Source organism: Streptomyces sp. SM1, from assembly GCF_002910825.1.
Classification (GTDB): domain Bacteria; phylum Actinomycetota; class Actinomycetes; order Streptomycetales; family Streptomycetaceae; genus Streptomyces; species Streptomyces okerensis.
In genome coordinates, this window is the sequence record NZ_NEUB01000921.1 from 1 (window position 1) to 18,162 (window position 18,162).

Below are 18,162 nucleotides of genomic sequence, written 5' to 3' on the forward strand. Positions count from 1 at the left end.
GCCCTTGGCGGCCCAGCGCGCGTCGGTGTCGTAGGGGGAGGCCAGGCGGATACTGCCGGGCGGGACGCCGTCTGTCTCGGCCTCCCGCTTCCTGACCACCTCCCGCCCGCGCGCATCGGTGTGCAGGTAGTAGGTCTGCACCAGCACCTGCCGCAGGGTCTGCACGGCCTCGATGTCGCGGATCCAGGGCGGGGCGGCAGGCGCGTAGGCCGCCCGGCACAGCGTCAGGGCGTCCTGGCCGAAGACGTGGGCCAGCTTCTCGCGCTTGGTCTGGGACGACGGCATCGTCCAGCCGTTGATCCGCTCGCCGTAGCGGTGGGCGAACTCCGCCACGTCGATCGTGTCCGACAACCAGGACGGTGCCGCGACCGCGAGTGCTTCCAGGGCCGCGCGGACGCTCTCCCCGGCCAGCTCCGTGCGGTTCAGGTCCCGCACCGCGCCGATGACGTGGGTGGCGTCGGTGCGCTGCCTGCCGCCGGCGGCCACCAGGCCGGCATCCTTGCAGTACTCCAGCAGCCGGTCGAACACCACTCGTTCCAGGCCGTGTTCGGCAAGGCGGGCGCGGAAGCGGGGCAGCACGGTGTGATCGAAGCCGGTGTCGGCGAGCTCCATCCCGAGGGCGTACTTCCAGTCGATGGCCCGCACCGTCATGGCCGCGGCCTGCCGGTCGGTCAAGTTCTCAGCGAACTGCAGCACCGTCACCAGCGACAGCACACCCGGCGACAGCCCAGGGGCGCCGCGCGTACCGAACGCCTCGGCGAACGGCTCGTCGGCGAACACCTCGGCCAGCCGGTCGCGGACCCGTATCGGCAGGCTCCCTTTGGGGAAAGCCTTGCGGGCGATCTTCGCGGTCTGCTCCGGTACCGGTGGCAGGGCCTTGGGCTGCATCGACATCTCTCACCCCTGCGGCCGAGGAACGGGGAAACCGGCCGCAGGGCCGATCATGCCGCAGCCATCGGACTCCGCGTCAGGAATTGCGCACCAGAGTCGCTCCGGTCGATGCGAGGGCCCCGGGCCTGGTACTTGGAGATGGCGCGTTTGACGATCCGGGGGCTGACGCGGAGCCGTCGTGCGGGCAGCAGTGCGGCCAGGACGTGTCGGCCGATGGTGCCTGCCAGGTCGATGACGGTGTCGGCGATGACGCCCGCGGCCAGGATGATCTGGTCGCGGGCGGCCTGCCAGGCGATGGTGAAGCCGGCCCGGTCCGGATCGGTGCCGGGCCGGGTGCTGGTTGCATCCGCCATGGCCGTCCGTAGCAGCTGGTAGACCACCAGCAGCGCGTAGATCTCCTGCTCGACGCCTTCGGGGGTACGGGCCCGCAGGACGCGGCCGCCCAGAATGGTCGACTTCAGTTCCAGGTAGGCGGTTTCGATCTCCCAGCGCTGGTGATACAGGGTGGCGAGTTCGGCTGCCGGGTGGCGGTTGTGGTCGAGCAGGGTGGTGGCCAGCCGGTAGAGACCGGTGTGCTTCCCGGCGGTGGTGGTGATGGTGATCTCGCAGTCGACGACACGAACCCGTACCGGTCCGAGCACCGAGAGGTAGGAGCCGTCCCGGTAGCGGGCCAGGGCCGGCATCCGGCGGCCGTTCTTGAGCCGGACCAGGACCTCGCTTCCGGTGTCCGCGATACCGGCCACCAGTTTCTGGGCGGCGAAGTTGCGGTCGGCCAGCAGGATCATCCCCGGCCGGAGGCTGGGCAGCAGGCGGGGGGCGTAGGTGGTCTCGCCCGCGGTGGTGGGGCCGAAGACGGCGTCGATGAGGGGGCGGGTGCCGCAGGCGACCAGGGCGAGGAGGCGGATCTGCGGGTAGCCGGTCCCGCCGTGGTTGCCCGCCTGCTTGGTGAACCTGGTCAGGACGGCGGGACTGTCGGGCACGGTCATGGTGGTGCCGTCGAGCGCGACCACCAGCAGCCCGCGCCAGTGGGTCTGTGGTCCGTGCGGGGTTGCGGCGGGCCCGCGCAGCAGGTCGAACAGCCACCGCAGCGGCTTGCTGCCGACACGTCGGCGGGCCTGGGCCAGCGCGCTCGCCGTGGGCGCGACCAGCGGTAAGCCGACGAGCGCCCCGGTGAGCTTGCGCCACACGCCGGGGTATCCCACCTCCGGGAACAGGCACGCGGCCAGGACCAGGTAGATCACGACCCGGGAGGGCAGATCCCGCAGCCGCGACTGCACAGCCCTGGTCGCGCTCAGCGCCTCATCGACCATCTCGAAGGGCACAAGCTGGGTAAGTTCACCGAGATGACCGGGCGCGAACCGGCCTCCGGCCACCGTAACGGCACGGGTGATGGCAGACTGTCCGGACAGCGGTGCCTCCGGTCTTTGTGAACGGCTGTCTTGGTCGACTGCCAGTTCTACCGGGGCTCCGCTCTTCATGTCCGGCCAAACCCTCACCTACAGGCCCCTGGACAACCCACGAGACCCGTTAACTTCACGACATTGGTACTAACCCCGGAGCGGTTCAGTTCTTTCTGTGAGAGAACACTGACGGCCAGCGCCTTGATGCCCTTGTGCGCTGGCCGTCGCTCGTTGTCTGGGTGGGTGCGGCGTCGGTGCGCCGCTCGGCCGGTTGGAGGTTGCCCTACTCCACTGACGGCGAAGTAATTAAACCACCTTTGTTGTGACCGGGCGGGGCCCGGGTTCGGAGGACGGCGGTCGTCAGAAGAGGGCCCCTGATCTGTCGGGTGCTTGTCCCGGTTGATCCGTGGCCGGTCGATGCGGAGTGCCCCGTCGGCCGTACCGCCGGGCGTCCCGCGTTTGCCGCCCGGCCAGGGGTCAGTCCAGCGGCTTGTCCTCCAGGGCGGGGGCGGGGCCCCGGCCGACCAGGAGATCGCTGTGCGGGGAACGGGCCTTGGCCGGGGGGGGAACGGCCGATCCCGGGGCCCCCGCGAGGTCCGGGTACAGCAGCACGTGGCGCCGGCGGGCCTCGGCCGCGGCGTCGGAGCGCGGCACCACCGTATGTTCGGCCCGCCCGTCCACCCGCAGAGTGGTGACCAGGCACAGGCCGTCGAGGCGGCGGGCGGTCCGCAGGTGCCGGGGTGCGCCCCGCGCTCCGGTCGGCACCGTGAGACATGCCTCGCCCGCGGTGTCGAACTCGGTGCCGCCCAAGCCCTCGGCGCGCAGTCGTCCGGCCACCGCACGGCGCTCCCGACCGGACCGGAAGCACCACACGTCACTGTCCTTGTGCACGACGACCGCAGCCGCCTCCGGGCCCGTCCCCACCGCGGTCCCGCGCTCCGGGCTCTCGCTCCAGGGAAAGGGACGGCACAACAGCCGCACCCCTCCGCGCTCCGCCCAGTCCACGGCGCCCTCGTGGACGACCTTGGCGCCGTGACGGGACATCCGGCGCACCCCCTCATAACTGATGCGGGAAAGGGTGCGGGCCTCCGGCACCAGGTGGGGGTCGGCGGTGCACACCCCGGGCACGTCGGAGAAGAGCTCGCACGTGTCGGCGCCGAGCGCGGCGGCCGTCGCAGCCGCCGAGAGGTCCGAGCTGTTGCGGCCCAGCATGACGATCCGCCCGGCCGCGTCGACCGCCTGGCCGCCGGGGACGACCGCGATCGGGCAGTCGGCCAGAGCCTTGGACAGCGCGTCGGGATCGGCCGAGTTCAGTCCCGCCCGGTCGGCGGGCCCCTCGGCGAAGAGCCCGGTGCCCGCCGCCGGGAGTGGGCATGCGGGCACGCCCTCGGCATCGAGTGCGGCCACGAGCAGGGCGACGCTCACCGTTTCGCCGGTGGTCAGGAGCATCGCGGCGGCGTGGGCGGGCGGGTCGGCGGACACGGCGTCCAGGGTCTGCTGGAGTCTGCCCGTGGTGCCGGACATGGCGCTCACCACGACGACCAGCGGGCGCTGCTCCTCGGTGCTGCGGCGCACCGCGTACCGGGCCACCCGGTGGTAGCCGTCGAGGTCGGCGAAGGCGGAGCCGCCGAATTTCAGCACCAGGGGACGGTTGTTGGACGTGCGGCGGGCCGTCATGCGAGCCACCCGTTCTTCACGGCGCGTTCCACGATCTGCAGCGCGTTCAGCGCGGCCCCCACCCACAGATTGTCGGCGACCACCCAGAGTGCCACCGCCCTGTCGTCCTCCGGCTCGACGCGGATGCGGCCGACGTGGACCATGGCCCGGTCCTCGGGCCGGGCGAAGACGGTACGGGGCATGGGGTAGGAGGGGCTCTCCGACCGGCGGTAGACCCGCAGGCCGGGCGTCGCGGCCAGGGCCGCCTCGACGGACGCGGTGGTGACCGGCGTACGCAGCCGGATGTGCACAGCCTCGGAGTGGCAGTCGAAGACCGGCACCCGCACCGCCGTGGCGCTCACCCGAAGGTCGGGCAGGCCGAGGATCTTGCGTGGTTCACGGACGAGTTTGCGTTCCTCGTGCGTGAGCCCGGTGTCGTCCTGAAGCCCTATTTCGGGTACGAGGTTGAAGGGCAGAGGTTGCCCGAAGCGCCCGCCGGGCGCGCCCTGCGCACGGGGGTCGTCCAGGATGGCCCTGGAGCCATCCGCCAGTTCCCGCAAGCCGTGCACGCCGCCGCCGGACGCCGCCTGGTAGGTCGCCACCACGACGCTCTCCAGACCCGCCAGTTCATGCAACGGGTTCAGAGCCCGCACCAGTTGGATGGTCGAGCAGTTGGGGTTGGCCACCAGGTTGGACCCCGGCCGGTCGTCGAGCGCACCGGGGTTGACGTGCGGTACCACGAGCGGGACGTCCGGTCGCATCCGGAAGGCGGAACTGTTGTCGACGACCAGCACCCCCGCCGAGGCCAGCCGTTCCGCCTCCCGGCCGCTCACTTCCGCGCCCGCGGAGAAAATGGCGACATCCAGCCCCCGGGGGTCCAGGTCGTCGAGGGTGACCAGTTCCGCCATGGGCAGGGACAGCGCCAGTTCGGTGCCCAGGTCCCGGCCGACGCTGCGCGCCGACCCCACGGGCACCACCTGTTCCACGGGCACGATCCCGCCGTCGAGCAGGGCCAGACACTCCCGGCCCACTGATCCGGTGGCGCCCACTACCGCGATGCGCAGCATTCCCGTCCTCCTGATCGACCCCGCAGGGGGGTCAGTGCGTGGTTGTGTCGGGTACCCGGCCCCGGAAAGCGCGCCGGTACGCGTTGGGGGTGGTGTTGAGGAGCCGTACGAACTGGTGCCGCAGGGAAGCCGCGTTGGCGAATCCGGTACGTGCCGCCACCGCCTCCATCGTCTCGTCGGTGTTCTCCAGCAGCCGCTGGGCGCTCAGCACCCGCTGGGCCAGCAGCCAGCGGTAGGGGGTGGTCCCGGTCTCCATCCGGAAGCGGCGGGCAAAGGTGCGCGGCGACATGCAGGCCCGCGCCGACAACTGCTCGACGCTGATCTCCTGGTCCAGGTGCTGGTCGGCCCAGGCCAGCACCTCACGCACGCCGTCCTCCCCGTAGTGCGCCACCGGCCGTTCGACGTACTGGGCCTGGCCGCCCTCCCGGTGCGGGGGCACCACCATGCGGCGGGCGATGGCGTTGGCGACGTCGCTGCCCTGGAGCTTGCGCACCAGGTGGAGGCAGGCGTCGATCCCCGCGGAGGTGCCGGCCGACGTGAGGATCGGGTCCTCATCGACGTAGAGCACGCCTGGTTCGACCCGGGCCTTGGGGTAGCGCTCGGCGAGTGCGTCGGCGTACCGCCAGTGTGTGGTGCAGCGCCTTCCGTCGAGCAGCCCCGCAGCACCCAGGACGAAGGCGCCGACACAGACGCTGACCACCCTGGCACCGCGGGCCACCGCCTGACGCAGGGCCTCCAGAAGGGCGGGCGGGAATTCCCGGGTGTGGAAGTCGTCCCCCACCGGGATGGCGATGAGATCGGCGGCTTCCAGCCGGTCGAGCCCGTGGGGCGTGCTGATGGTGAATCCCGGCACGGCCCGTACGGACGAGGATTCCGCGGCGACGAGCGCGAAGTCGTACGCGGGCAGCCCCTCCTCCTGGCGGTCGATCCCGAATACTTCGCACACGACCCCCAGTTCGAACGGATGGACGTCGTCGAACAAGACCGCGACTACGTTTTTCAGCATGGGACCAATATGGCAGTAATACATGGTGATCTGACAGCCCGCCCGCTGTCCCCGCGGCTGGATTTGCCCTCATACTCACAACGTGGCCCTTGAAGCGCCTGGGAGTCACTCATTCGCGCCGATGGGACCGGACGCATCATTGAAGGGCTCACCGATGGAGACGATTCCGCTACGGATGCCCATCACCACGGCTTGTGTGCGATCGGATGCGCCGACCTTCGTGAAGATCGCAGTCAAATGGTTCTTCACCGTCTTCTCCGATATGCCGAGTTCCTTAGCCACGCACCGATTCGAATTGCCCTGGGAGATGAGCACCAGAATCTGGCGTTCGCGGGCCGTCAGCAGGGCGAGTGCTCGCCGGGCCGCGAGCGCTTCCTCGGAGGGGGGCGGGTCGACGGCGCCCTGTGACCGGCCGACGTCGTCGGCCCGCAGATCCTCGATCAACTGCTCCTGGGATTCGAGGGCGAGCTGCGCCTCGTCCAGCGCCCTGTGCACCTTGGCGACGACTTCGGCCAAGGCCACCACTGGCTGCGTGGGCCCCCCGCATAACTGGCAACACCGTTGGCCTCGCAACTCCACGACCGACCCTCGCGCAACACGCGACATCAGATGAACTCCCTCCCGTGAGGTGAATCGAACGAACCGCTCTTCTCCTAAGTCCCAGAATGGGCAGATGAGTCGACGCAAGAGGTCAGGAAGGAAGCTCTGCGTGGATCGCCACCGTCTTGCACCGCGTGTATTCGCGCAACGCCACCAGCCCCTTCTCCACTCCTATTCCCGAGCGTCGGTAGCCACCGAACGGCAGCTCGACTCCCCCGGCCGCGCTGTAGTTGTTCACAAAGATTTGCCCCGCCCTCAGCCGCTGGACGAGCCAGTGGGCAGTTGTCACGTCGGACGTCCAGATTCCGGCGGCCAGACCGTACGTCGTGTGTTCCGCGAGTTTGACCGCTTCGTCCAGCGAGTCGAAGCCCGTCACGCAGAGGACCGGACCGAATATCTCCTCATTGAAAGCCCGGTGTTCCGGGGTCACCTGATCGAGGATGGTGGGCTCCACATAGAAACCCTCGGTGTACGTCTCCCCTTCGGGTACTCCACCGCCGACGCGGACCACGGCGTCCCGTCGGCCCTCGGCCAGGTAGCCGAGTACCCTGTCGCGCTGTTTCGCGGAGATGAGCGGACCCACGTCGGGATCGCCGATACCCGGGCCGATACGCAGGGAACGAAACCTTTCAGCTAGTGCGTCGACCAACTCGTCGTGGACGGACCGGTGGACGAGCAGCCGGCTTCCGGCCGAGCAGTTCTGCCCGGCATGCTCGGTGATCGACTCCACGATCTGCGGCACCGCTCGCGCGGCGTCGAAGTCGGGGAGCACGATGTGCGGCGACTTCCCTCCGAGCTCCAGTGTGACCGGCACGATGTTCCGCGCCGCCGCACTCATCACCGCCTCGCCGACCTCCCGCGAACCGGTGAAGGCGAGGCGGTCCACGTCGGGATGCGCGGCGAGTGCGGCGCCCGCTTCCCTTCCGTAGCCCGGCACGACGTTCAGGGCTCCCGTCGGGAGCCCCGCTTCCTCAACAATGTCGGCCAACCGGAGCGAGGTCAACGGTGCCTCCTCGGCCGGCTTGAGAACACAGCAGTTTCCTGCCGCGAGAGCGGGTGCCACAGTCCTGGCGGCGATCTGCAGCGGATAGTTCCACGGAATGATGTGCCCGCACACGCCGTAGGGCTCGCGCAGGGTGAAGGCCAGGCGACCCGGCTGCTGCTGAATCGTTTCCCCGCCGAGTGCCTCGACGGCGTTGGCGTAGAAGTCGAAGTACCGGGCTGCGACGTCGGCGTCGGCCAGCGCCTGGCTGAACGGTTTGCCGGTGTCGAGCGTCTCCAGTCTGGCCAAGTCCTTGCGCTCGGCCCGCAGGGCATCGGCGATGCGATGGCAGACCCGGGAGCGCTCCACCGGCGTCGTGAACCGCCAGACCGTCTCGTACGTGAGCCGGGCCGCCTCCACGGCCGCCCGGACCTCGTCCGGGCCGCAGCGGGCAACGCGCGCGAGAGGGCGGGCGTTCGAGGGATCGAGGACGTCGATCCACCGCGTGGAGGGAACCTTCTTCCCCGCGATGACAGCCGTGTACTCCGGTATTGCTGCTTCACTCACGGGTGCATCCAGCTCCTTGGCGCGGTGGGAGGGGGGCCGCCGCATTGCTTCGGTGTCAGTCGGCCATCGAACCGGCGATGATTCTCCGGAGGTCGCGTGAGGTGACGTCACGTGGGCAGCACACCAGCAGTCGCTGCTGTTTGAACGCACCTTCGACAAGTTCGGGGAGATCCTTCGTGGAATAGCCGAAGTCCCGCAGCCCGGCGGGCCCTCCGGTGTCCGCGACGATGCTCAGCAACGTGGCCGGAAGCACGTCCGAACCATTGGCCTCACTCACGCCGTTGAGGTTCGCCCCGAGCAATTCGGCAGCGCGCAGATGACGTTCGGGAGAGGTCGGGTACGTGAACTCGAAGGCCGCCGCCGCAGTGGAGACGACTGCGGCTCCGTGCGGCACCATGGCATGGTCGACTTCGTATCCGTCCGGTCGGTAGTCGCGAACCAGCCCGGCTATCGGGTAGGCGCAGGCGTGCGGAATGTGGGTTCCGGCATTGCCGAATCCCATCCCCGCAAAGCTCGCCGCCCGGCTCATAGCCGTACGCGCTTCCAGATCGGCGGGGTTGAGCACGGCTCGCCTGAAGTAGCGGCCCACCAGTTCCAGCGCCTGCTCCGCCCACACGTCGCTGATCGGATTGGCACCGATGTACAGCGGCCGGTCCCCGGGCGTGGGGTACGGGGGGCGCCGGTCGTAGGCGCGTGCCGTATACGACTCGCAGGCGTGCGTCAGGACGTCGTAGCCCGAAGAGGCGGTGACCGCCGGAGGCAGTGTCAGGGTGTTCACCGGGTCGACCAGGGCCAGGGACGGCAGCAGTCGCAGGTCGCTGATCCCCGTCTTCACGTTCAGGCCCGTGACACCGAGGGCCACCATGGCGGTGCACTCGCTGCCGCTGCCGGCCGTGGTGGGCACCGCCACCAGCGGCTTGAGCGGGCCGGGGATCGGGGCCCCGGCGCCGATCGGCGCGTTCAGGTAGTCGCGTACCGGGCGGCCGGGGTGACTGAGCAGCAGGTTCAGCATCTTGGCAGTGTCGATCGAGCTGCCGCCGCCGAGACCGACGTAGCCGTCCACCTGGAGGGATTCCAGTTCACGAGCCGCCTCGGCGCAGCTCTCGTCGGTGGGTTCCACCCGGGCCCGGTCGAACAACGCGACCGAGATCCCCTCCTGCTCGATCCACTTGGCGACCCGGGCGGGCAGACCGAGACCAGCCAGGACAGGGTCGGTCACCAACAGCACCGACGTCATACCGGCCTTGCGTAACTCGTGGCCGATCTCCCGGGTGGCGCCGACACCGAATCTCAGCGGTGGAGCCTGCCAACTGATTATTCGTTCCTGCTCCGGCGCATTTCCGCCCCACCCGAACGACTCCACAGTCCGCTCCGCCCTCATTCACTGAACTTGGAAACCCGACCGCGAAAAAATGTGGCGAACGGCGACGCACAGTCGGACGACTCGGCCACCTGGCGAAATCAGGTCGCCGTTCACACAGAATTTGACCGAGTGAGGGCCACACTATTCAGTCGGTCTCGGTCCCGCTATAGGACTCTGGTCCTATAGCGGGACCGGCCCGGTGTCAGGTCATCACGGTCACCCGTTTCTCGATCTCCCGGACCCGCGCGGTGTCCGTGTCGAGGGCGTCCTGGTTCGGCCCGGCAAGGATGACCCAGCCGAGGCTGGTGAACAGGTCCTCCGTGCGCGGGACCTGCTCTCCGTTGCGGTAGGGCAGGCCGAGCCGTTGGAATGTGGACAGGTCCTGGAGCGCGTCCAGCGCCTCCACGTCGGCCAGGGTCCCCGCGTCCGGGCTGGACAGCCAGAGCACCCGCGTCGGTTGCGCGATCCGGTACGACGGGGTGAACGTGCCGTCCAGGTGGTGGCGGACCGTGCGGTCGATCTGGCTGTCCCCGGTGGCCAGCCGGGCGGAGTACTGCAGACCGCTTCCGGCCAGCCGGGCGGCGATCTCGATCAGCCGCGGGCCGTCTGCCGTAAGCATGATCTCGGTGTGCGTGCAGCCGGTGCGAATCCCGACGGCCTGCGCCACCTGCCGGGTGTACTCGCCGAGCGTCGCCGCGATGGGATCGTCCGGCTCCAGGTAGTCGACCGCGTCGTAGATCCCGATGCGGTCGTTCTTCGCGGACTTGCTGTAGCGACTGACCGAGACCAGGCCGAACTGTCCGTCCACCGAGTAGGTGTCGACGATGTACTCGGTGCCCGCCGCGAACTCCTGTACGAGCACAGTGTCGTTGACGATGTCGAATCGGTTGACGGAGCCGAGGAGACGGTCGAAGGTCGGCCTCCAGTCCTCCTCTGCGTCCACTTTGTGTACGTCGTCCGTGCCACCGCTGCGGCGCGGCTTGAGCACCAGGGCCCGGCCCTCCAGGCCGTTGCCGGCGAGCCAGGCGGCGACCTCTTCCGGGTCGGCGGTGGCGATCTGCCGCAGATGGGGGATGCCGGCCGCCTCGACGGTCCGCGCCATGGGCCATTTGTCCCGACGCGCCTCGGACAGTTCGAGCGCGTTGCCCATGCCCGGCATGAGGACATCTACCAGCTCGTCCACCAGCATGACCGCGGACTCGTTGCCCGGCACGATGGCTACCGGCTCGTAGCCCTTCACCGTCCGTACGAGCTCTTCGAAGTCGCCGTCGTAGTGGTGCGTCCGGAAGAACTTCTCCGGCGTCCAGGTGCGCCGGTAGGAGTTCAGGGGACCTGGTGTGCTCAGCACGGCCACCGGTTCGACGCCTCGCTCACGGAAGGCGTTCGCGTACTCGGCCGCGCCGGAGTAGGGGTCGACGAGAATCACGTAACTGGGCATTTCTTTCCTCCTGAGGTTGCGACAACTCCCACGTGCCTCATGCGTCGGCGGCGGCCTCCGTGTCGTCGAGGCGTCCCACGGGCCCGGCGCGGGTGTCCGGCTCCTCCTGCGGCGCCTCGCGGGCGGCGTCCACCGGGCGTACGCCGAGCCACGCGGCGCCCACCGCGAGCAGTCCGACTGCCCCGCACCCGAGCCACAGGCCGTTGCCGAACTCGCTCCAGACCATGACGCCGAGGAACGGGCCGACCGCGGTGCCCAGTCCGTACAGGGAGTTGGACGCGCCCAAGTAGCGGCCTCGCAGTTCGGGCGGTCCGGCCTGTGCCGGGTAGGCGAAGAAGAGGGTGGGATAGCCGACGATCTCGCCGAGCGACCACACGAGGGTTGCGATCACCAGCGCGGCGAGCCCCCAGGGCAAGGCGTACAGGCTCATGCCGATGCCGGTCAGGCCCACGCCGGCGATCACCGCGATCCGGGCCGGCCAGCGCTGCACGACCTTGGCGACCAGCAGCTCACAGGTGATGACGAGCGCGCCGTTGAGCGCGACCATCGCCGCGTACACGGCGGTGCTCAGGCCGAGGTCCTTGATCATCAGCGGCAGGGTGGAGACGTACTGGATGTAGATCATGGAGCTGGCGAACATCGCCAGCAGGAAGAAGAGATAGCGCCGGTCGGCGAGCACCGTCAGATAGCTGGCCTTGCGCTCCTGCGACGGGCCGGCCTCTGCCGTGCTCCTGTCGTCGGCCGCGGACTGCCCGGTCCGGGGCAGGGTCACCGCGGCCACCGCCGCGAACACGAGGACCGCCGCTGCCTCGCCCCAGAACAGGAAGTCCCACGACACCTGGACCATGGCCGCGCCCAGGAGCGGTGCCGCCGTGGTGCCGAGGTTGATCGCCATCCGGACCATGGCGAAGATCATGACCTGGCGTTCGGCGGGGATGAGTTCGCTGATCATGCTGGTGGAGGCGGGCCGATAAGCCTGGCTGAGCGCGCCGCCGACCGCGATGACCGCCAGGATCATCACGTAGCTGTCCAGGTACAGGACGGTGGGCAGCAGGACCGCCGAGCTCACCAGGGTCCACATGATGGTCGAACGCGGGCCGATCCGGTCGGACAGCCAGCCGCCGGTCAGCACTCCCAGCACGGTGCCCGCGCCGTAGACGCCGAGCGCGACGCCCGCCTGCGAGGTGGAGAAGCCCCGCTGGGTCATGTACAGGACCATGAAGACCTGGATGAAGCCGCCGAGCCGGTTCACCATCGTGCCGACGAGCAGGGACTTCACTGCGGTCGGCGACTCCCGCCAGACCGTTTTGACTCCGGCGTGCGCCGGCCCTGTCCGGTCCTCCGCGGGCGTTGTATCGCTACTGACCATGTGATTACTCTGCGATACGGCGGGTGAGCGGCAACAGTGACCTTGCTGACAGACCTCCACGAATTCCTGCCACGCGCCGGTCCCGCCGAACGGGGCGTACACGCGCCACCGCCCGGCCGGGCCCGCTCGGCGCACACCGCGATGAGCAGGGCGGCCGATCGCCACGCCCGGGCCGGCCCGGTGCCGAAGAGCTCCGCGAAGGCCCGCCCCGTCCCTACTCGGCCGGGCAGGTGTCGGCGAGGCCGACGACGGCCTGGCCGAAGACCTCACGTGCCCGCTGGAGGACCTGCTCGCCCCAGCGTGCGTCGTCCGCGGGGCAGAAGGCGTCGCGGATCAGCCGCTTGAGGTCGGAGCGGACGGCGTCCTTCGGGGGATGCTGCCGGTGCAGCCAGGTGTCGGCGCACAGCGCCAGCAGCACCTCGGGGCCAGGCTGCGTGCCGAACTCCAGAGTGATCGCGGTCAGTCGGCTGCCGGCGCCGAGGCCGTCCGCCACCGCGGTCGCCGTGTTGCCCACGATCGGCGTGGAGGAGGAGGTGCCGTGCTCCGAGACTGTGAGCGCGTCGCCGTACCACCGTCGGGCCCGCTGAAGGGCGTCGGCGTCGCGGCCGCCACGGAAGATGGGTTCGCCGACGCCGCGTTCGCCGAGCCCGGTGTGGAGGTCGATGTAGGCGACGTGGGCGGCGCCGGCGATCTGCTCGGCCACCACCGTCTCGAACACCCGCCGGGACCAGGTCGGCGTGTGTCCGCCGTAGAACAGGCCGTCCGGGTGGCGGTACTGGCCCCGGGTCACGGCCTCCTGGAGGCGCTGGGGGCCGAGCCGGTCGCGGAGCGCGGTGAGGTTCGCGACCAGCTCTCCGGGAGAGAACCCGGCGGCGTCCACCGGCACCAGCGTGCGGTGCACGGCGTCGTAGGCGCCGTTGTGGGGCGGGGCACCGTGGTCGATGAAGTTCCGGTTGAGGTCGACGTTCTCCTCGTTGACGCGCCGCAGGTAGGCGAAGCCGTACGGGTTGAGGGCGTGCACGAGCAGCACGCCGGTCGTGGTCCCGGCCGCGGCCTTCGCGACGCCTTCCCGCAGCAGGACCCCGGTCTGGCAGGCCGAACCGCAGAAGCCTTCGATGCCATGTGTCCCGGACACCGTCACCAGGAGCTTCGCCGGGCCGGGCGGCCCCACGTAGGCGGTGTCGATGCAGAGTTCGCCGCCATCGGGCCCCCTGTGCCCGGGCAGGAAAAAGGTCTTCAGGCGTGCGTCCGCCTCCTCGGCGGCGGCCAGGAAGTCGGCGCGTGCCCTGGAGTAGTCGAGGGGAAATACGTCTGCCATGCTGCCTCGCGTTCCTGGAGTGCCTTGCGTCCCCGGAGTTTCTGAAGCGGTGATGCGGGCGACGGGCCCGGAGCCACCGGGCCCGTCCGGCAGGGCTCAGCTCTGCCCGGAGGGCAACGGCAGCCCCAGGGCCGTGAGGATGGAGTGCGCCCCCGCCTGCGTGGGCACGTGCAGCAGGCACAGCACCCGGTCGCCCGGCTCCGCGTGCTCGGCGAAGTACCGGTTGGCCTCGGGCACATGGCTCAGCGGCCTCTCCCGGTACAGGTCGACCGGACGGCCGATGCCCGGGACGACTCCGCGCGCCGGGTCGAAGGCCGCTCCGGGTGCGAGTGCCTCGCTCACCTCGGCCGCCAGGACCGCCCGACTGTCGTCCTTGCCCGCAAGGTCCGGATACATGCTGACGTCCGGATGACCGCTGAACGCCGACATCGCGCAGTGCACCACGGGGTTGTACGTCTTGAGCGCGATCACCTCGGGGAACGGACGGCCGTCGGCGAGCAGCCGGGCGAAGTGCCGCGCCCAGCTCTCCTTGAAGATCGCGCCGTTGCGGTACGCGTCACCCACGAACTGGATCATGATGTGCAGACAGGGCCGCCCCGACGGGATCTCCGCCCATCGGGAGGTGAGGAGCGAGATAACCCGGTCGCGCTGCCGGTCCACCCCGATGACGACATGGTCGGCCTCCGTCAGCATGTCGCGGCGGAGCGTGAACAGCTGCCGGGTGTGCAGGCCCGGCATGGCGAGTACCAGACCGTCCACGATCCACTTCTCGGTCTCGGTCGGCAGCTCCCGGCCCGGCGGCAGAGTCAGTACCTCGACTCTCCGCCGCCCGTCGGAAGGCGTGGCAGGGTTGTCGTCAGCCACCGCTGCCTCGCTCAGACCTCGGCCGAGGTGGGCAGCGGCACCTGGGCGTCGCTCCTGCCGAGCACGGTGAGCTGGTGCAGCTCCACGAAGTAGAGCTTCCACAGCCAGTAGATGTGGTCGAGGTGCTCGGCGACCTTCTGTTCATCGGCCTCCGACGTGACCAGCGTGGACAGCACTCGCCACACGAAGTCGTCGTGGTCGTCGTCGAGGTCGGTGTTGACGTGGGCGCGGGCGCCCTTGACGTTGTCCTCGCCGAGGACGTTGCCCAGGTTGTCGAGCCAGTCGGGCTGGGTGCGCGTGGTGACGTACTCCACGAAGTACACGCTGGTGATCAGCGCCAGCGGGCTGTCCTCGAACTCCATGCCGTACTGGAGGTATCCGGTGAGCAGCTTGGTCGAGAGCAGCGGCTCCGTGGAGTAGATCTGGTCCTTGGTGACTCCGACCTTGGCGAGGTCGGCGGCGAACAGCCGGTCGTGCAGCATCTCGTCGTCGGTGTAGTGCGCCCAGGCCTTGGCCTGAACCGGGTCCACCTTGGTGAAGTACTTGATGGCCAGCGCGTCCACGGTCCGCTTGCGGCGCAGTCGCAGGATCGTCTCGATGTTGTGGCGCCTGTAGTAGTCGAGGTTCAGCTCCGAGGAGTTCTTCTGGTGCTGAGCGTAGGGGACCGTCTCGTAGAAGTCCTTGATGAAGGTGTCGAGGATCGCGTCGACCTTGTTGCGCAGTTCGGGGTTGATCGTCATGGCGTGCTTCACTCCTTGGGGTCAGTGGCAGCCGCAGCTCGCGCTGGAGACGCGCTGCATCCGGCCGCGGCGTACCGCCTTGCGGGCGCCGAGGACGGCGGTTCCGTCCGATGTGACCAGCGAGTTGCGGGGGCAGAGGAAGGCCAGGGCGAAGCGCGTGGCCGGCGTGATTCCCAGGCCGAGGTTCACGACGCCGCTGGTGGCGCCGTACGCCTCGTTCGGGCCGCAGTTCGCCGGAATGATCTCCGTGGTGGTGTTGATCCCGAAGCCGAGTTCCCAGATGACGCGGTAGCACGGATCGTCGGTGAGGAGCTTCTCCAGCTCCTCAGCGGCCGACGCCGCCCCCGGCGTCTGCGGGGTGACGCCCTCGATGCTTCCGGCGGCGATGTGCAGCGTCACAGCGTTGGAGACGAGCGGCGAGAGCGCTTCGAACAGCCGTTGCTGGTCGGCGGCGTCGGCCGGGTCCTCGTGGCGGTGGACGATCGGCCACCCGCGCAGGGTGAGGTCCCCGTTGAGGCCGAGCAGCCGGGCCTCCGGTTCGAAGGTGGTGATGTCCGCGGCGGTGACGCTCAGCTTGCCCGAGGGGAAGATCTGCTGATCACCCGCTTCCAGGACGCCCGCCTGCTGGTTCCAGACGCACTCGCCGACCGTGTGGTCGAACTCGGCCTCCGTGCCGGAGGCGTCGTCGACGATCGTCAGCCGGTCGCTGTCGCCCACCAGGTCGAAGAACTCCTCGGCCACACGCGCGTGTTGGGCGACATCGGTGCGGGCAGCGGTGCCCAGGAAGTAACGGACGTGCTCGTCGGTCAGCGGTGTGGACCCGGCCGGCAGCACGGCCAGCTTGCGCCCGCCCAGCTCCTGCGGGGTCGGCGAGTCGAGGAACCGCCCGGGACAGACCGCCAGAACGTGCGCGTCCGGAGGAACGCTCCGCGCGATCAGCTCGCCCAGACGCGTGGCGGGCGGAAGCGTCAGGTGGAGTACGCGGGAACACCCGCCACCGGGAAGTAGGGAAAACGGCTCACCGTGCCGTTCACTCGTGATGAGACAGAATGTCTCGACCGGCTCGCCGAACTGATCGAAGTCGCTTGTCCTGAAATCCAGCGGTGGCACGGTGAACTCCCTAGAAAAAACGACGGGAACCCCGTGGCGGGGCATTTCGCATGCCCCGCCACGGGTCGGCACTCAGCCCAGGAGCGTGCCCAGGTAGTTGCGGTTCTTCTGCACCTTGATCTTCTTCATGGGGAGTCACCTCCTGTTTGATTTATTTTCTTGCATTCACCCCGGCGGCCGAACGGTCGTGATCCGCTATGCAGTGGACACGACCCTCTCGACCGTGGGGTGGTCCGGGTGGCCGATCACCGCGACTCCATTGCTGGTCAGCACGCGGGTGTCGGGCGAAATGATGTCCAGGTGGTACTGGGTGTACGGAGTGAGCCCGAGGCCGAAGTGCAGGCAGCCTTCCGTGCCGCCGTACACCTCGTTCATGGCGTGGTTTCCGGGCAGAATGTCGTGCGAGGTGTTGAGGGCGTGCCCGATCTCCCAGACGATCCGGTAGCGGGAGTCCACGGCGAACATCTGCTCCATCATCGCCACAGCCGGCGCCGCTCCGGCGTCCAGCGCCTCCAGCCGCCTGATCCTGCCGTCCTCGACGGTGGCCTTGATCGCGTTGTCGTGCATCGCCCAGAGCTGGGAGTGGACGCGGGCCTGGTCGCTCCGGGAGAAGGAGGGGGTGCCGCTGTGCAGGATCGGGTAGCCGCGCAGGGTGATCTCGCCCTCCAGCGGCAGCTTCAGGGCCTCGTCGAACTCCCTGATCTCGACCGGCAGTACGCTGATCTCACCGGACGGGACGATCTGCTGGTCGCCCCAGTCCAGCGGCCCGGCTTGCTGGTTCCACACCAGGCCGTCGCGCAGGTGGTCGAGAGTGGCGCGGGTGCCGTGCACGGGGTCGACGTACACCAGGTGGTCCGCGTCCTCGGCGAGCTCGAAGAAGGTGTCGCAGAACGCTGCCTGGTCGGCCGCCGAGGTCCGTTCCATCACACCGAGGAAGTGCCGGATCTCATCGAAGCCGGTGGGCGTCGAGTTGCATGCCATGCCCATGATCTTCCGCTGCCCCACCAGATCGGGATCCGGTGATTCGAAGAATCTGCGGGGAGAGATCACCAGCACGTGTGCGGGTTCCGGAATTTTCTTTTCGAGGATTTCCTCGAAGCGGTCCCCCACGTCCAGCGTAATGGTGAGGAATTCCCGGTACGGCGCCGTTTTGACGACTTCGATCCGATCGACGAGCTCGGAATTCGTGATCAGACAGAAGGTGCTTCCGGTGGCTTCGCCGAACTGGCTGAAGCGGCCCGGATCGATGGTTATCTGCGCGGACACGATCACTCCCGTCTTGACCTCTGCTTATTTCCTCGCTCTGGTCATTACTTTGACGTGCCGCAGGGTCGGTCCGCTATAGGACGATGGTCCCTCCACTTTTTCCGCCGCTAAGTGAGTCTTTGCCAGTAACGAATCATTACGTTGCGTGACTAATCAGATGGTGCGGTCGTACTCGAGCTGGAGCAGGACGAGGGCTGCGGCGGCGATCTTCGTGATGCGGCTGGGGTCGAGGCTGACCCGGCGTAGTGCCTTGAAGGTGGTCTTGAGCAGGGAGTTGGCGCGCTCGCAGACGCCGTGGACGCCGCGGATGACCTTGTTGTAGGTCTGCTGGGCCTCGGTCAGCTCGCCTCCGGCGGGCTTCTTGTGCGGGTGGCGAAAACCGTCGCCGGCGTTCTCGTAGCCGAGGTCGACGAGGGTCGGCATGTCCAGCTCGGCAGCGATCCGGTTGAGGGCATCGATCAGGCCGTGGTGGCGGGCGCAGGTGGTGTCGTGCTCGCGGCCCGGGCGGACCGGTGAGACCCAGAT

Annotated in this window: 16 protein-coding genes; all 16 read right to left on the reverse strand. The window is 68.9% G+C overall.

Annotation, left to right across the window (positions count from 1 at the left end; translation table 11 throughout):
* A partial coding sequence (locus tag B9S61_RS31430; protein ID WP_146064868.1) for a transposase occupies positions 1–894 on the reverse strand: 894 nt, incomplete at its 3' end.
* Between the two features lie 47 nt (positions 895–941).
* On the reverse strand, positions 942–2,264 hold the full coding sequence (locus tag B9S61_RS31435; RefSeq protein ID WP_103545235.1) for an IS4 family transposase: 1,323 nt from the start codon (positions 2,262–2,264) through the stop codon (positions 942–944).
* Positions 2,265–2,768: 504 nt separating this feature from the next.
* Complete coding sequence (locus B9S61_RS31440) at positions 2,769–3,968, reverse strand: aspartate kinase (protein WP_103545236.1); 1,200 nt, start codon at positions 3,966–3,968, stop codon at positions 2,769–2,771.
* Entirely contained in the window at positions 3,965–5,014 is a 1,050-nt protein-coding gene (locus B9S61_RS31445; RefSeq protein ID WP_103545237.1) for an aspartate-semialdehyde dehydrogenase, read from the reverse strand. Before B9S61_RS31445 ends, B9S61_RS31440 begins: the two co-directional genes overlap by 4 nt.
* Before the next feature lie 31 nt (positions 5,015–5,045).
* The gene (locus B9S61_RS31450) at positions 5,046–6,020 is read right to left on the reverse strand and encodes a GlxA family transcriptional regulator (RefSeq protein ID WP_103545238.1); all 975 of its coding nucleotides are present in this window, start codon (positions 6,018–6,020) and stop codon (positions 5,046–5,048) included.
* A gap of 105 nt (positions 6,021–6,125) precedes the next feature.
* Positions 6,126–6,536, reverse strand: coding sequence for a response regulator transcription factor (locus B9S61_RS31455; RefSeq protein ID WP_258039960.1), 411 nt, complete (start codon positions 6,534–6,536; stop codon positions 6,126–6,128).
* A gap of 175 nt (positions 6,537–6,711) precedes the next feature.
* Positions 6,712–8,169 carry an aldehyde dehydrogenase family protein gene (locus B9S61_RS31460; protein WP_258039961.1) on the reverse strand — a complete coding sequence of 486 codons (1,458 nt, stop codon included), beginning with the start codon at positions 8,167–8,169 and terminating at the stop codon, positions 6,712–6,714.
* A gap of 55 nt (positions 8,170–8,224) precedes the next feature.
* Positions 8,225–9,550 (reverse strand): hydroxyacid-oxoacid transhydrogenase, encoded by a 1,326-nt coding sequence (locus B9S61_RS31465; RefSeq protein ID WP_103545241.1) that lies wholly within the window; start codon positions 9,548–9,550, stop codon positions 8,225–8,227.
* A gap of 184 nt (positions 9,551–9,734) precedes the next feature.
* Positions 9,735–10,970, reverse strand: a complete 1,236-nt coding sequence (locus B9S61_RS31470) for an ATP-grasp domain-containing protein (RefSeq protein WP_103545242.1) — start codon at positions 10,968–10,970, stop codon at positions 9,735–9,737.
* Positions 10,971–11,007: 37 nt separating this feature from the next.
* Positions 11,008–12,339: an MFS transporter gene (locus B9S61_RS31475; RefSeq protein WP_103545243.1), complete on the reverse strand. Its 1,332-nt coding sequence runs from the start codon at positions 12,337–12,339 to the stop codon at positions 11,008–11,010.
* 214 nt (positions 12,340–12,553) lie between these two features.
* On the reverse strand, positions 12,554–13,657 hold the full coding sequence (locus B9S61_RS31480) for a M14 family metallopeptidase (RefSeq protein WP_103545244.1): 1,104 nt from the start codon (positions 13,655–13,657) through the stop codon (positions 12,554–12,556).
* Positions 13,658–13,753: 96 nt separating this feature from the next.
* Positions 13,754–14,521: a hypothetical protein gene (locus B9S61_RS31485; protein WP_103545245.1), complete on the reverse strand. Its 768-nt coding sequence runs from the start codon at positions 14,519–14,521 to the stop codon at positions 13,754–13,756.
* 11 nt (positions 14,522–14,532) lie between these two features.
* On the reverse strand, positions 14,533–15,261 hold the full coding sequence (locus B9S61_RS31490) for a hypothetical protein (protein WP_103545246.1): 729 nt from the start codon (positions 15,259–15,261) through the stop codon (positions 14,533–14,535).
* Between the two features lie 21 nt (positions 15,262–15,282).
* On the reverse strand, positions 15,283–16,371 hold the full coding sequence (locus tag B9S61_RS31495; RefSeq protein WP_103545247.1) for a hypothetical protein: 1,089 nt from the start codon (positions 16,369–16,371) through the stop codon (positions 15,283–15,285).
* Between the two features lie 195 nt (positions 16,372–16,566).
* Positions 16,567–17,637: a hypothetical protein gene (locus B9S61_RS31500; protein WP_258039962.1), complete on the reverse strand. Its 1,071-nt coding sequence runs from the start codon at positions 17,635–17,637 to the stop codon at positions 16,567–16,569.
* A gap of 153 nt (positions 17,638–17,790) precedes the next feature.
* Positions 17,791–18,162, reverse strand: a 372-nt coding sequence (locus tag B9S61_RS31505) for a transposase family protein (RefSeq protein WP_146064936.1), incomplete at its 5' end; no start/stop codon positions are given.

What these genes read in the sequence shown, in the direction of transcription:
- B9S61_RS31440 (WP_103545236.1), bottom strand. Translation starts at nt 3,968, where the DNA reads ATGACGGCCCGCCGCACGTCCAACAACCGTCCCCTGGTGCTGAAATTC.
- B9S61_RS31445 (WP_103545237.1), bottom strand. Translation starts at nt 5,014, where the DNA reads ATGCTGCGCATCGCGGTAGTGGGCGCCACCGGATCAGTGGGCCGGGAG.
- B9S61_RS31450 (WP_103545238.1), bottom strand. Translation starts at nt 6,020, where the DNA reads ATGCTGAAAAACGTAGTCGCGGTCTTGTTCGACGACGTCCATCCGTTC.
- B9S61_RS31465 (WP_103545241.1), bottom strand. Translation starts at nt 9,550, where the DNA reads ATGAGGGCGGAGCGGACTGTGGAGTCGTTCGGGTGGGGCGGAAATGCG.
- B9S61_RS31470 (WP_103545242.1), bottom strand. Translation starts at nt 10,970, where the DNA reads ATGCCCAGTTACGTGATTCTCGTCGACCCCTACTCCGGCGCGGCCGAG.
- B9S61_RS31475 (WP_103545243.1), bottom strand. Translation starts at nt 12,339, where the DNA reads ATGGTCAGTAGCGATACAACGCCCGCGGAGGACCGGACAGGGCCGGCG.
- B9S61_RS31480 (WP_103545244.1), bottom strand. Translation starts at nt 13,657, where the DNA reads ATGGCAGACGTATTTCCCCTCGACTACTCCAGGGCACGCGCCGACTTC.
- B9S61_RS31490 (WP_103545246.1), bottom strand. Translation starts at nt 15,261, where the DNA reads ATGACGATCAACCCCGAACTGCGCAACAAGGTCGACGCGATCCTCGAC.